This window comes from Pseudoduganella sp. SL102 (assembly GCF_027856995.1).
GTDB classification, from domain to species: domain Bacteria; phylum Pseudomonadota; class Gammaproteobacteria; order Burkholderiales; family Burkholderiaceae_D; genus Rugamonas; species Rugamonas albidiflava.
On the sequence record NZ_CP115554.1, the window covers coordinates 6,037,123 to 6,051,124 of the forward strand.

Sequence of the window (14,002 nt, forward strand, 5' to 3'; positions counted from 1 at the left end):
CCCGGCTGCGGATGGATCGATATGACGGGCGGGCCGGCGAGGGCGTGAACCATGGTCGCGCCGCGTGGCATGGTGGATCTGCAAGTCGGAGCAGCGTTCCCGGGGTGGAGCGCTGCGGCGGGACTTGATGCCCCGGCCGGTGAAAGAGGTCGTGCCAGGCCTGCTACAGCCGCTTGCCGAAGCAGGCCGCAGCGTCGTTGCCGGCATACCTGCCGAAGTTCGGGATGCGCAGGTAGCCCTGTCCTTCATAGAAGCGCACCGCGCGTGTATTGACCTTGCGGGTTTCCAGCCACAGGCCGCGGTAGCCCAGCGCGGCGGCCTGCGCCTCGAGGAACGCCAGCACGGCCGAGCCGACCGCGGCGCCGCTGCCGGGCCGCGCATACATTCGCTTGATCTCGGCGATCCCGCTGAACTCGCCATCCAGCGGGCGCAGCGCGCCGCAGCCGACCGCCCTGCCCGCCCCGTCGCGGGCGATCGCGAACACCGTGCAGCCGGCGGGATCGAAGGACGCGGTGCCATCGTCGCCGGTGATGCCGCGCAGGACGCCGGACAGTTCGCGCATCAGCGCCAGCGCGTCGGCCGAGGCGGGATCGGCGCTGGCCACCTCGACGGCGGGGCCGAGCACCTTGTACATGACGCGTGTGGCGCCGAGCGTGGCGCCGGACAGGATGGCGAACTGGGGAATGTCGCCGGCCGTACGGTAACCCAGGCCGGCGTACAGGCGCTGGGCACCGCTGCCGACCCATGTGTCGAGCACCAGCAGCGTGCGGCCCAGCGCCCGCGCGCGCGCCTCGGCCGCCTGCAGCAGGCGCCGGCCCAGCCCCAGGCGGCGGCAGCGCGTGTGCACCAGCATCTTGTTCACTTCGGCGCGGTGGGCGCCGTTCGCGGGCGTGGCCAGCGCCAGTTGCACGGTGCCGCGCACCACGCCTTCCCCGTCGCGGGCCACGAACAGCGTGCGCGCGCCGGCATCGACCTGGCCGGCGACATCGAGCCAGAAACGGCGCGCATCGGCCAGCGTGAAGGGTGGCAGGAAGCCGACGCTGGCGCCGTGCGCCACGCAGTCATGCAGCACTTCGGCCAGTTCATCGGCGACGGCGCGCACGCCGTCGCCCGACAGTTCAGCAATCGTGGTCATGGTTCGCAAATGGCGATCAGGTAATAGGCTTCGCCCGGACCGGGGCAGGAAAAGCGCGTGGCGCCATGGAGGCGGAAGCGCAGGCAGTCGCCCGGCTGCAGCCGGTACGTGACGCCGTCGAGCGTGTAGTCGAGCAGGCCGTCGAGCATCCAGATGTGCTGTTCCAGGCCCGCCTGGGGCGGCTGCTCGTAGTCGATCAGGGCGCCGGCAGGCAGCCTCCCCTCGATCAGTTCGGCGCGCAGGCCTTGCGAGGGCGGCGACACCATGCGCCGCGTGAAACCGCTGGCGGGATCGGTCCAGGTGGCCTGGTCGGCCGCCCTGACCAGTTGTGCCCCGCCCTCCTCGACGGCGGCGATCAGGCGCGACATCGGCAAGCCGTAGGCCGCGCACAGCTTGCCCAGCAGCGCGGCCGTGGGACTGGTTTCGCCCCGCTCCAGGCGCGACAGCGTGGCGCGGCTGATGCCCGCGCGTTGCGCCAGCTCTGCCAGCGGCCAGCCGCGCTCCATGCGCAGGGCGGCCAGCCGGGCGACCAGCCTCGCTTCGAAATGTTCGTGATTTCCCATATCCGAGAATATATCCCGGATTTGAGAAAATGAAAAGTCAGTCGGTCGTCCGTTCCGCGAAGCGTTGCGCCAGCACGGAGCACACCATCAGCTGGATCTGGTGGAACAGCATGATCGGCAGGATGACCATGCCCACCGACGACGTGGCGAACAGCACCTTGGCCATCGGTACGCCGGAGGCCAGGCTCTTCTTCGAGCCGCAGAACACGATCGTGACTTCATCCTCGCGGGAAAAGCCCAGCTTGCGGCTGGCATACATCGTCAGCGCCAGCACGATCGCCAGCAGCACGCAGCAGACCACGCCCAGCGTGACCAGCACCTCGGGCGACAGCTTGTGCCACAGCCCTTCGTTGACCGCCGCCGAGAACGCCGTATAGATCACCAGCAGGATCGAACCCTGGTCGACATAGCGCAGCATCGGCTTGTGGCGATCGATCCAGTGGCCGATCACGGGGCGCAGCAGCTGGCCGGCCATGAACGGCACCAGCAGCTGCAGCACGATGGCCAGCACCGCGTCGCCGGTGGAGCGTTCGGCGTGGCCCTGCACGACAAAGGCGGATACCAGCAGCGGCGTGATGAAGATGCCGAGGAAGTTCGATGCCGAGGCGCTGCAGACCGCGGCCGGCACGTTGCCGCGGCCCATCGCGGTCAGCGCGATCGACGACTGCACGGTGGAGGGCAGCATGCACAGGAACAGCAGGCCGACATACAGCTCGGGTGTCAGCACCCGCAGGGCGATCGGCTTGAACGCCAGGCCGAGGATGGGGAACAGCACGAAGGTGCTGCACAGCACCAGCAGGTGCAGGCGCCAGTGCGTGATGCCGGCGATGACGGCCTGGCGCGACAGCTTGGCGCCGTGCAGGAAGAACAGCAGGCCGATGATGAAGGTGGTGAAGTCGCCGAGCACCACGGCCACTTGGCCGGTGCAGGGCAGCAGCGTGGCGACACCGACGGTGACCAGCAGGACCAGCGTGAAATTGTCGGGCTTGAACCTGGAGAGAGTAGCGAGAACGGAAGGCATGCGGCATTCTAGCCGAATACAAAAAAGGGAGCCTTGGCTCCCTTTCTTTACCGCATCGGTCGTGCTCGATCTGCTTGATCCTGCATCTGCCGTGCTTACAGGATCTGCGTGCCGATCCACCAGCCGATGGCGGCCACGAAGGCGGACGCGGGGATCGTGAAGACCCAGGCCCAGACGATGTTGCCGGCCACGCCCCAGCGCACCGCCGACAGGCGCTGCGCCGAGCCGACACCGACGATGGCGCCGGTGATGGTGTGCGTGGTCGAGACAGGCACGCCCCAGAAGGACGCCATCAGCAGGGTGATCGCGCCGCCCGTTTCGGCGCAGAAGCCGCCGACCGGTTTCAGCTTGGTGATCTTCTGGCCCATCGTCTTGACGATGCGCCAGCCGCCGAACAGCGTGCCGAAGCTGATCATGCCGTAGCAGGAAACGATGACCCAGGTGGGCGGCTCGGTCGCATCGGCGGCCACGTGGCCGGAAGCGATCAGCAGCATCCAGATGATGCCCATGGTTTTCTGCGCATCGTTGCCGCCGTGGCCCAGGCTGTAGGCGGCGGCGGATGCCAGCTGCAGGCGGCGGAACCACGTGTCGATGCGGCGCGGCGTGGACTTCACGAACACCCACGACACGATCAGCATGATCAGCGTGCCGAGGAAGAAGCCCAGCAGCGGCGCCACGACAATGAACACCACCGTCTTGATCAGGCCGCTGGCGATCAGCGCGCCGGTACCCGCCTTGGCGACCGCGGCGCCGACCAGGCCGCCGATCAGCGCGTGCGACGACGACGAGGGAATGCCGTAGTACCAGGTGATCACGTTCCACACGATGGCGCCCACCAGCGCGCCGAAGATCACGTGGTGGTCCACCACGTGCGGGTCGATGGTGCCCTTGCCGATCGTCGTCGCCACATGCAGGCCGACGACGAAGATCGCCACGAAGTTGAAGAAGGCGGCCATGGCCACGGCGGTCTGCGGCTTCAGCACGCCGGTCGAGACCACCGTGGCGATCGCGTTCGCGGCATCGTGGAAGCCGTTCATGAAGTCGAAAACCAGCGCCAGGGCGATCAGGAGCCCCAGCGCGTAGATGCTGATTTCTAAGGTCTGCATGTTGTTGTTTTACCCGTGCGGACGCTTACGCGTTCTCGACGATGATGCCTTCGATGATGTTGGCCACGTCTTCGCAGCGGTCGGTCACGGTTTCCAGGATCTCGTAGATCGCCTTCATCTTGATCAGGTTGCGCACATCCGGTTCGTCGCGGAACAGCTTGGACATGGCGGCGCGCATCACGTGGTCGGCGTCCGATTCCAGGCGGTCGATTTCCTCGCAGATGCCGACGATGTCGCGGGCATTGTCCATGTTCGACAGCAGGGCCACCGCTTCCTTGACCTTCTCGCAGCAGGCCAGCACCAGTTCGGCCAGGCGCTTGGCTTCCGGCGTGACGGCGTGCAGGTCGTACAGCGACACGGTCTGGCCGGCGTCTTCCATCATGTCCAGGATGTCGTCCATCTTGGTGATCAGCTTGTGGATGTCGTCCCGGTCGATCGGCGTGATGAACGTCTTGTGCAGCAGGTCCACCGTGGTGTAGGTGATCTTGTCGGCCTGTTTCTCGATGCTTTCGATCGCATGCACGCGGTTTTCCAGGTCATCGAAATTGGTCATCAGGCCCAGCATTTCTTTCGCGCCCTTGACGCACAGTTCAGCATGCTGGTTGAACAGGTCAAAGAATTTGCCCTCGGTGGGCATCAGGCGTCCAAACATTTTATTCTCCGTTGGTTGATTCGGGGGTGCTGCCAGGGCCGTTGCTCTATACGGCCCCTTTTGGTGCTGCCGGGTATCAGTCGCCCTGGTAGATCGACAGGTTACCGGTGTAGTTGCCGAACTTGGTGTACATGCCCATCCACGTGAGTCGGATCGCGCCGATCGGGCCGTTACGCTGCTTGCCGATGATGATCTCGGCGGTACCCTTGTCCGGCGAATCGGGGTTGTAGACTTCGTCGCGGTACAGGAAGATGATCACGTCCGCATCCTGTTCGATAGCGCCGGATTCGCGCAGGTCGGACATGACGGGACGTTTGTTGGGTCGCTGTTCCAGCGAGCGGTTCAGCTGCGACAGCGCGATCACCGGGCAATGCAGTTCCTTCGCCAGGCCCTTCAGCGACCGCGAGATTTCCGAGATCTCGGCGGCGCGGTTGTCGCCTGCCTGCGAGCCCGTCATCAGCTGCAGGTAGTCGACGATGATCAGGCCCAGCTTGCCACACTGGCGCGCCAGGCGGCGCGCGCGCGCGCGCATCTCGATCGGGTTCAGCGCCGGCGTCTCGTCGATGTACAGCTGGGCTTCGTTCATTTTCTGGATCGCGTGCGTCAGGCGCGGCCAGTCTTCGTCGTTCAGCTTGCCGGTACGCAGTCGATGCTGGTCGAGCTGGCCAACGGAGCCCAGCATACGCATCGCCAGCTGCGCGCCACCCATCTCCATCGAGAAGACGGCGACGGGCAGGCCCGCTTCGATCGCGACGTTTTCACCGATGTTGACGGAAAATGCCGTCTTGCCCATCGATGGGCGGCCGGCCACGATGACCAGGTCGCCGGGCTGCAGGCCGGACGTCATCTTGTCCAGGTCGGCAAAGCCGGTCGGCACGCCGGTGATCTCGCTGCCGCTGTCGCGGCTGTACAGTTCATCGATGCGCTCGACCACCTGGGTCAGCAGCGGCTGCACCGCGGTCCAGCCGGACGAGCCGCGCGCGCCCTGCTCGGCGATCGCGAAGATCTTCGACTCGGCTTCGTCGAGCATCTGCTTGACTTCCTTGCCCTGCGGGCTGAACGCGTTGCCGGAGATTTCGTCGGCCACCGTGATCAGCTGGCGCAGCACGCCGCGGTCGCGCACGATCTCGGCATATCGGCGGATGTTCGCCGCCGATGGCGTGTTTTGCGCCATCGCATTCAGGTACTGCAGGCCGCCCACTTCATCGGCCTTGCCCAGCATCGTCAGCGCTTCGAACACGGTGATCACGTCCGCCGGCTTGCCGGCATTGATCAGGCGGACCATCTGTTCGAAGATGATCCGGTGGTCGTAGCGATAGAAATCCTCCGCGTGCATGAAGTCGGCGATGCGGTCCCATGCGGCGTTATCGCGCAGCAAACCGCCGATCACCGATTGTTCGGCTTCGATGGAATGTGGCGGGATACGGAGGGAATCGACTTGCGGGTCGGATGGGGCATTCATGGCGCGCATTATACCTGCATAAGCAGGCCAAAGTTCATAATGGTTGGCAAGATCGCTGCCCTGCGGGCAGCTTTCGCGACAGCCTTGCAGCGGCCGTGCATCGTCGCTCTACCTGTCTGTTATAGCAGCCAAATGGCGGGCCTGTCGCCCTTCATGCGGCAGCGCGGACGGTGGCGATAACGGCACGGACGATGGTGGAAACAGCGCGAGTGATGGTGGAAACAGCGCGAATCCTGGTGGAAACAGCGCGAATCCTGGTGGAAACGGCACAGGCTTGCGCGAAGGGTTCCGGGGCTGCGTGGAAACGGCTCGCGGAAACGGTTCGTGGAAACGGCCAGCGGTCACGGTTCGCGGATCTGCATGCGCGGTATCGCTGCCCGTCCTGGTGCGGCGCGGCGCATCGTTTCGCCTGTCACCGCGTCACGGCTTCTGTGCCTGCAACTGAGCCGACAAGCGAGCCGATAAGCGAGCCGATAACTGAGCCGATAACTGAGCCGATAAGCGGGCCGGCAATAAAAAAGCCGGGCGAACCCGGCTTTTTTACATGCACGACTGTCTTACCGAGGAAAAGATCCCGGTAATCAGGCAGCTTCGCCCACGACGGCGACGGTCACGTCGACCACCACGTCCGTGTGCAGCGACACCGACACCGGGTGCTCGCCGGTAGTCTTCAGCGGGCCGTTCGGCAGGCGCACGGCGGCTTTCTCGACCGGGAAACCGGCCTTGGTCAGCGCTTCGGCGATGTCGAAGTTGGTGACGGAGCCGAACAGGCGGCCATCGACACCGGCTTTTTGTGCCACGGTCACGGTCATGCCGTTCAGCTTCTCGCCCTGGCCTTGTGCGGCAGCCAGCTTTTCAGCGGCGGCTTTTTCCAGTTCGGCGCGCTTGGTTTCAAACTCGGCCACTGCGGCCGTGGTGGCGCGGCGTGCCAGTTTTTGCGGGATCAGGAAGTTACGTGCGTAGCCGTCCTTGACCTTCACCACGTCGCCCAGGTTGCCGACGTTGATAACTTTTTCCAGCAGAATGATTTGCATAATGTTCTCCAGTTCTATCTGTACTGCTGCCGATTAGGCGTGGTGCAGATCGGTGTACGGCAGCAGGGCCAGGTAGCGCGCGCGCTTGATCGCGGTATCCACTTGACGCTGGTAGTGCGCCTTCGTGCCGGTCAGGCGTGCCGGCATGATCTTGCCGTTTTCCTGGATGAAATCTTTCAGGGTGTCGACGTCTTTGTAATCGACTTGCTCAACGCCAGCGGCGGTGAAGCGGCAGAACTTCTTACGCTTGAACAGCGGGTTCTGCTGTTTGCGCTTTTCTTTCAGCTTGGCTTTGTTTTTGTCGAACTTTTTACCGAATGCCATTTTAGGCTCCTGTATTAAATATTGTGTCGCTCAGGCGGCACGAAAATCAATGATGTGAAAAACCAGGCTCTTGCTGTTGCGGCTTTTCCTGGCAAGGAACCCCGAAAATTCGTAGGCACCTCCCAGTGGCGCGGCGCTGAAACGGCCTGAAATCTCTCCCGCGGCGACCGCGGCGATTTCAAATTCCGTCTGGCGGGCAATGCCTGCCTCGACCTGCTGCGAACTGTGCTGCAATACTGCATTCACGATTGGCAGCCCGGCGGGGGTGTAGCGAATGACTTCCCGCTCGGCGATCAGGCCGGTGAACCTCAGCTCGTTCAGCAAGACTCCCCGGATTTAGGCTGCAGCTGCTGCAGGAGCGGCCGCGGCTTCAGCGCGGTGGCTCTTGGCGGCGTCTTCACGCTGGACCGACTTCATCATCGGCGAAGGAGCGGTTTCCGCTTTCTTCATCTTGACGGTCAGGTGGCGCAGCACGGCATCATTGAATTTGAACGCGGTTTCCAGTTCGACCAGAGTGTCGTTGTCGCACTCGATGTTCATGCAGATGTAGTGAGCCTTGGCCAGCTTCTGGATGGAGTACGCCATTTGACGGCGGCCCCAGTCTTCCACGCGGTGCACGTTACCGCCGCGCGAGGTCACGCTGGCTTTGTAACGTTCGATCATCGCGGGCACTTGCTCGCTCTGGTCCGGATGGACGATAAATACGATTTCGTAGTGACGCATGCAAACTCCCTTAAGGACTGTTGATAGCCCACCCTGGCGTCAAGACAGGTGTGGGAAGAGGTAAGCCCGCAAGCATAGCAGGAATTTTCAGCGATTGCTAGCCACCGGGAAGGCCCTCACCCCTGCCGCAGGGCCGAGAACGCGCGCTCCGGCGCGCTGCGCGGCAGGGCCGAATCCCCAGAGCGGGCGCCCTTTTCCCGACTATTTCCGCCGCCCACCGTGCCCTTCGGCCGGATTCCGCAAATATTTCATGTTCGAACGGTGTTTTCCCTTGCATTCCCTTTAGCACTGTACAAAAATACAGACTGTTCATATCCACAGCTAATTTCACGGCTATTCGCATCATGATCAAGCTCACCGCTAGGCAGGAACAAATTCTCAACCTGATCAGGGATGCCATCGAGTCCACCGGCTTCCCGCCAACCCGCGCCGAGATCGCCGCCGAGTTGGGGTTCAAGTCGGCCAACGCGGCCGAGGAGCACCTGAAGGCGCTCGCGCGAAAGGGCGCGATCGAAATCACCGCCGGCACGTCGCGCGGCATCCGCCTGCTGGGCGATCGGGCGGCGCGCCCGGCATCATCCACGTCATCGTCGACACCATCACAATCCGGCTTCGACTCCCTGCCGCAAGTGCCGGCGGCATTGCTGATGCAATTGCCGCTGATCGGCCGCGTGGCCGCCGGCTCGCCGATCCTGGCGCAGGAAAACCTGGAAAAAACCTACAGCGTCGATCCGGCCCTGTTTTCGGCGAAACCGGATTTCCTGCTGAAGGTGCGCGGCGAATCGATGCGCGATGTCGGCATCATGGACGGCGACCTGCTGGCCGTGAAGAAGGTGGACAGTGCCAAGAACGGCCAGATCGTCGTGGCCCGCATCGGCAGCGAAGTCACCGTGAAGCGCTATCGCCGCACCGGTTCCACCATCGAACTGCTGCCGGAAAATCCCGACTTCAAGGTGATCACCGTGACGCCGGAAGACGAGTTCGCGCTGGAAGGGCTGGCCGTCGGGCTGCTGCGCACCTGGCATTGATGGCCGTTTGCATTGATGGCCGTTTGCATTGATGGCCATTGCATTGATGGCCATTGCATTGATGGCCATTGCATCGAAAGCCACCCGCGGGCCGGGCGTCAATTATCCGGCTGCCCTTCTCGTCCATCACCCGCTTGGACTGACTGACGCTTGGACAGGCTGACGCTTGGACAGGCTGACGCTTGGTCAACTGATGGCACTACGCGAAAAACCCTGCTGAAGTACGGCGGCGCCTGACTCCGGCTGGCGCGACGGTTGCGGCATCCAGCCGCGGCCGTCGCGCCGGCACATCATGCGTCCAGCGCCTGCCGGAAATCCTCGACCAGGTCGGCGGTATCCTCGATGCCGACCGATACGCGGATCAGCGATTCCGCAATGCCCATCGACGCGCGGCGCTCGGCGCCCATCTCATAGAAGATCGTGTGCGCGACGGGAATCACCAGCGTGCGCGTATCGCCCAGGTTGGACGCCGGCACGGCGATCCTCAGGCGGTTCAGGTAATCGAAGCAGTCGATGCCCTCGCGCAGTTCAAAGCTGAACAGCGAGCCATAGGCCTTGAACAGGTCGGTGGCGATGCCGTGCTGGGGATGCGACGGCAAGCCTGGATAGTGCACAGCCGCCACGCGTGGATCGGCCGCGAGCATGTTCGTCACGGCCACGGCGTTGGCGCAGGTGCGCTCCATGCGCAGCGCCAGCGTTTCCGCGCCCACCGCGATGTGGTGCGCCGCTTCCGGGCCCAGCGAGGCGCCGAAGTCCCGCAAGCCCTTGGCACGCACTTGTGTGATGCCCCACATCGCCGGCGCCGCCTTCTTGTAGTTCTCGAAAATGTTCGGGAAGCGCTGCCAGTCATAGGCGCCGGTATCGGTCAGCGCGCCGCCCAGCGCGTTGCCGTGGCCGGCGATCGACTTCGTCAGCGAATTGACGACCAGGCCGGCACCCACGGTTTTCGGCTGGAACAGGTACGGCGTGGTCATCGTGTTGTCGACGATGTACAGGATGCCCTTCGCGGCGCACAGCGCGCCGATACGCTCCAGGTCGGCAATCTGGGTGCGCGGATTGGCGATCGTTTCCACGAACACGATGCGCGTGTTGTCCTTCAGCGCGCTTTCGACGTTGGCGACATCGGTCGCATCGACGAAATCGACGCCGACGCCCTGCCCTGCCACCGTCTGCCACAGCGAATTCGTGTTCCCGAACAGGAAGGACGACGACACCACGTGGTCGCCGGCGCGCAGCAGCGCCTGGAACACGGCGCCGATCGCCGCCATGCCGGTGGCGAAGCACAGCGTGGCCACGCCGCCTTCCATCTTGGTGATCTTTTCCTCCAGCGCGGAGACGGTCGGGTTGCCCTGGCGGCCATAGCGGAAGCCCGGCTCGCGGCCCTGGAATACCGACGCCAGCTGGCGCGCATCCGTATAGCCGAACGCCACGGACGTGTGGACGGGCTTGTGCAGCGAACCCTGCTCGATGGTCTTCTGGCGGTCGCCGTGCAGGATCGTGGTGGTGAAACCGTAGTTTTTCTTTTCGCTCATATCGTCGTGGAGAAAGGTCCCAGCCAGCGCTGGTTGTTTTACAACACCGGGGGGCGTAGCCGGGATTCCGAGGAGCATCGCTCCTTGCCGGCGTAGCGGTCCTGCCATGCAAGGCAGGATTCCTTCCAGCCCCCCCATTTTGCCAATCCGGGACTGTCCCCGATTTTACGAATCCGGGACTGTCCCCGATTTTACGTTTCGGTTGTTTTACAACGTTGGGGACTGTCCCCGATGTTGCATTCGGTTGTTTTGCAACGGCAGGATAAAGCGTGGGGATACAAAAAGGGCTCCGCGCGGAGCCCTGGTGCTTACGCTTCGGTGGTGGCCGCGTTCAGGTTCAGCTGGGTGCGCGCGGCGTCCTCCACTTTCACCTTGGGATTGTGGCGGGCGTGCTCGATGCGGTCGAGGTAGTCGGCCGATACGTCGCCGGTGATGTACTTGCCGTCGAAGCACGACGCTTCAAAGCTCGTCAGCGCCGGGTTGACATCCGAGATGGACCGCTTCAGGTCGTCCAGGTCCTGGTAGACCAGCGCGTCGGCGGTGATTTCCTTGCACACTTCCTCGACGGTGCGGCCGTGGGCGATCAGCTCGTCGCGGGTCGGCATGTCGATGCCGTACACGTTCGGATACAGCACCGGCGGCGCGGCCGAGGCGAAGATCACTTTCTTGGCGCCCGAATCGCGCGCCATCTGCACGATCTCGCGGCTGGTGGTGCCGCGCACGATGGAATCGTCGACCAGCAGCACGTTCTTGCCCTTGAACTCGTCGCCGATGGCGTTCAGCTTCTGGCGCACCGATTTCTTGCGCAGTGCCTGGCCCGGCATGATGAAGGTGCGGCCGATGTAGCGGTTCTTGATGAAGCCTTCGCGGTATTCCTTGCCGAGGCGCAGCGCCAGCTGGATCGCGGCCGGGCGCGACGAATCGGGGATCGGCATGACGACGTCGATGTCGTCGGCCAGGCCTTCGCGCTTGATTTTCTCGGCCAGGTATTCGCCCATCTTCAGGCGGGTACTGTAGACGGAGGCGCCGTCGATCACGGAATCGGGGCGCGCCAGGTACACATACTCGAACACGCACGGGTTCAGCGTGGGATTGTCGGCACAGATGCGCGCGTGCAGCTTGTTGTCGGCATCGATGAACACGGCTTCGCCTGGTTCCACGTCGCGCACGAAGTGGAAGCCGGCGCCTTCCAGCGCCACCGATTCCGAAGCCAGCATGTATTCGGTGCCGTTCTCGGTTTCATTGATGCCCAGGCAAAGCGGACGGATGCCGTGCGGATCGCGGAAGCCCAGCAGGCCGACATCGGCGATCTGCGCCACGGCCGCGTAGCCACCGCGCACGCGGCGGTTCAGCACGGTGACCGCGTCGAACAGGGTGCCGGCGTCCAGCGAATAACCGGTGGTGGCGCGCATGATTTCGTGGGCCAGCACGTTCAGCAGCACTTCCGAGTCGGAATCCGTGTTGATGTGGCGGCGATCGTTCTTGAACATCTCGGTCTTGAGCTGTTCCCAGTTCGTCAGGTTGCCGTTGTGGGCCAGCGTGATGCCGAACGGCGCGTTGACATAGAACGGCTGCGCTTCCTCTTCCGACGACGAGCCGGCCGTGGGGTAGCGGCAGTGGCCGATGCCCGAATTGCCCATCAGCGAACGCATGTTCCGTGTACGGAACACGTCGCGCACGAGGCCATTGGCCTTGTGCATCGAGAACATGCTGCTGTGATTCGTTGCGATACCGGCCGCATCCTGGCCGCGGTGCTGCAACAGCAGCAGCGCGTCATACAGCAGCTGGTTGACAGGTTGATGGGAAACGACGCCGACAATGCCACACATATTGTGCTCCTGAACAGGGTGCTGCTTGATGTAAGAAACTCTAAAATTGCACATGCTGCGCCACGGCAGCGGGAAGGAACGGTTTCACGGTGCGCACGCCCGTTTCCGCGATGGGGGAGAACATGGCCTCCCGCCAGAAGTCCTGCTGCGGGATCGACGTCATGCCGCACAATATGACGCCCGCCAGCACGATTACAAGGCCGCGCCCCAGGCCGAACAGGCCACCCAGTCCGCGGTCCGCCAGCGACATGCCGCCCGCCTCGATCAGTGCCGACACGGCCATCGACAGCAGCCCCATCAGGATGCGCACGCCGATGAACAGCGCCAGGAACGCCACGATCAGCCGCACGATCTCGCCTGGAATCACGGCTGGCAACAGCGCCGCCAAAGCCGCGCTGTACGCGTTGGCCACCACGAAGGCCACGATCCAGCCCAGCAAGGACAGCATTTCCTTGACCAGGCCGCGCAGCGTGCTGACGATGATGGAAGCGATCAGCACGAACAGCACCACGTAATCGAAAATCGTCACAGGAGCAATGAAAAGGTCAATGCCACGGCATCACGTCACGCCGGGCTCAGGCTGCCGGACAGGCCGATCTTCTGCAACTTCGCCTTGGCCTTCTCGGCTTCCTCGCGGCTGCCGAACGGCCCCACTTTCACGCGGGTCAATTCACCGGACGGCGATTTCTGCGTGAACGACTTGATGCCCGCATCGCGCAGCTTGCCCTGCAATTCCTCGACCTTGTCCTTGGCGGCCAGCGCGGCCACCTGGATCACGTAGCGGCCGCTGTCGGCGGGCGCCGCGGCTGGCGCGGCCTTCCCTTCCAGCAGGGCCAGGGCGCGTGCCGCGTCGTCCGTTTTCGGCACCGGCTTCGCTTCAGGCCTGGCTTCCGCCTTCGGTTCGGGTTTCTTCGGTTCCGGCCTGGCTTCGGCCAGCTTTTTCGGCTCCACCTTGGGCTCGTCCCAGCCAGCCACTTTCGCCTCGTGCTTCGGCTTGGGTTCGGGCTTGACTTCCAGCTTGGCCACTTTCGGCGGCTCGGTCTTCACCGGGGCGGGCCGTTCCTCCAGCTTCGGCAGCGGCCGCGGCGGTGCGGCGACGACCGGCGTATGGTCTTCCGGCTCGACGATTTCCTCGCTCTGGTCGAGCGCCTCGGCCTGGGCGGTCTTGGCGTCGGCCAGGGATTCTTCCGGTTCCTTGGCGTCAGCGACAGCGGCATCCTCGGCTGCAGTGTCGTCCGCGGCGGCCTTGGCACTGTTGTCGGGTTTGTCGCGCGGCGGAATCTGGATCGCGATGTCGTTGTTCAGCGGCTTCGGCTCGGAATCGAGCACCATCGGCAGGCCGATCGCCACGGCCAGCGCCAGCGCGATCGCCCCCACCAGGCGGCGGCGCGCGCGCTTCTTTTCAGGCAATACGGGATCGGGAGCATCCTTGCGGGCGCGGCCACGGGTGGCGCCGGCGCTGTCGGCGGACGAGGCGCGCTTGGAGCGGGCCCGCTCCGTGATCGCGCGGTCATCCGCGGCGCGGTAGTAGCCGCTGTCTTCTGGGGACTGCTGCTTGTTTTTACCGAATTTCGAGAACAAGCCCATGCGTGA

The 14,002-nt window shown here is 64.0% G+C and carries 15 protein-coding genes; 1 reads left to right on the plus strand and 14 read right to left on the minus strand.

Going from position 1 to position 14,002, the window contains the following annotated elements:
• Positions 1–163: 163 nt before the first annotated feature.
• The 10 genes from OU994_RS25525 to rpsF all read right to left on the minus strand — a co-directional run bounded on the left by OU994_RS25525 (position 164) and on the right by rpsF (position 8,020).
• Entirely contained in the window at positions 164–1,135 is a 972-nt protein-coding gene (locus OU994_RS25525; RefSeq protein WP_281608216.1) for a GNAT family N-acetyltransferase, read from the minus strand.
• Positions 1,132–1,698, minus strand: a complete 567-nt coding sequence (locus OU994_RS25530) for a helix-turn-helix domain-containing protein (RefSeq protein WP_281608217.1) — start codon at positions 1,696–1,698, stop codon at positions 1,132–1,134. The genes OU994_RS25525 and OU994_RS25530 overlap by 4 nt, the downstream gene beginning before the upstream one ends.
• A gap of 37 nt (positions 1,699–1,735) precedes the next feature.
• On the minus strand, positions 1,736–2,719 hold the full coding sequence (locus OU994_RS25535; protein ID WP_281608218.1) for a bile acid:sodium symporter family protein: 984 nt from the start codon (positions 2,717–2,719) through the stop codon (positions 1,736–1,738).
• Between the two features lie 95 nt (positions 2,720–2,814).
• Positions 2,815–3,825: an inorganic phosphate transporter gene (locus tag OU994_RS25540; RefSeq protein WP_131144495.1), complete on the minus strand. Its 1,011-nt coding sequence runs from the start codon at positions 3,823–3,825 to the stop codon at positions 2,815–2,817.
• 25 nt (positions 3,826–3,850) lie between these two features.
• Complete coding sequence (locus tag OU994_RS25545) at positions 3,851–4,477, minus strand: DUF47 domain-containing protein (protein WP_131144494.1); 627 nt, start codon at positions 4,475–4,477, stop codon at positions 3,851–3,853.
• A 76-nt stretch (positions 4,478–4,553) separates the two neighbouring features.
• Entirely contained in the window at positions 4,554–5,939 is a 1,386-nt protein-coding gene (locus OU994_RS25550; protein WP_131144493.1) for a replicative DNA helicase, read from the minus strand.
• Between the two features lie 581 nt (positions 5,940–6,520).
• Positions 6,521–6,973 carry a 50S ribosomal protein L9 gene (gene rplI / locus OU994_RS25555; protein ID WP_131144492.1) on the minus strand — a complete coding sequence of 151 codons (453 nt, stop codon included), beginning with the start codon at positions 6,971–6,973 and terminating at the stop codon, positions 6,521–6,523.
• A 33-nt stretch (positions 6,974–7,006) separates the two neighbouring features.
• On the minus strand, positions 7,007–7,297 hold the full coding sequence (rpsR, locus tag OU994_RS25560) for a 30S ribosomal protein S18 (RefSeq protein ID WP_107143310.1): 291 nt from the start codon (positions 7,295–7,297) through the stop codon (positions 7,007–7,009).
• Positions 7,298–7,327: 30 nt separating this feature from the next.
• Positions 7,328–7,618: a primosomal replication protein N gene (gene priB / locus OU994_RS25565; protein WP_131148905.1), complete on the minus strand. Its 291-nt coding sequence runs from the start codon at positions 7,616–7,618 to the stop codon at positions 7,328–7,330.
• Between the two features lie 15 nt (positions 7,619–7,633).
• Positions 7,634–8,020, minus strand: coding sequence for a 30S ribosomal protein S6 (gene rpsF / locus OU994_RS25570; RefSeq protein ID WP_131144491.1), 387 nt, complete (start codon positions 8,018–8,020; stop codon positions 7,634–7,636).
• Between the two features lie 344 nt (positions 8,021–8,364).
• On the opposite strand from rpsF, the gene lexA reads away from it, so the two are divergent.
• On the plus strand, positions 8,365–9,048 hold the full coding sequence (gene lexA / locus OU994_RS25575) for a transcriptional repressor LexA (RefSeq protein ID WP_281608219.1): 684 nt from the start codon (positions 8,365–8,367) through the stop codon (positions 9,046–9,048).
• Between the two features lie 290 nt (positions 9,049–9,338).
• Here the strand turns inward: lexA and OU994_RS25580 are convergent, their stop codons facing one another.
• The 4 genes from OU994_RS25580 to OU994_RS25595 form a co-directional block, all read right to left on the minus strand.
• Positions 9,339–10,580, minus strand: coding sequence for a cystathionine gamma-synthase family protein (locus OU994_RS25580; protein ID WP_281608220.1), 1,242 nt, complete (start codon positions 10,578–10,580; stop codon positions 9,339–9,341).
• Between the two features lie 308 nt (positions 10,581–10,888).
• Complete coding sequence (purF, locus tag OU994_RS25585; protein WP_281608221.1) at positions 10,889–12,409, minus strand: amidophosphoribosyltransferase; 1,521 nt, start codon at positions 12,407–12,409, stop codon at positions 10,889–10,891.
• A 40-nt stretch (positions 12,410–12,449) separates the two neighbouring features.
• On the minus strand, positions 12,450–12,938 hold the full coding sequence (locus OU994_RS25590) for a CvpA family protein (RefSeq protein WP_281608222.1): 489 nt from the start codon (positions 12,936–12,938) through the stop codon (positions 12,450–12,452).
• A 35-nt stretch (positions 12,939–12,973) separates the two neighbouring features.
• Positions 12,974–13,996, minus strand: a complete 1,023-nt coding sequence (locus tag OU994_RS25595; protein ID WP_281608223.1) for an SPOR domain-containing protein — start codon at positions 13,994–13,996, stop codon at positions 12,974–12,976.
• Positions 13,997–14,002 lie beyond the last annotated feature (6 nt).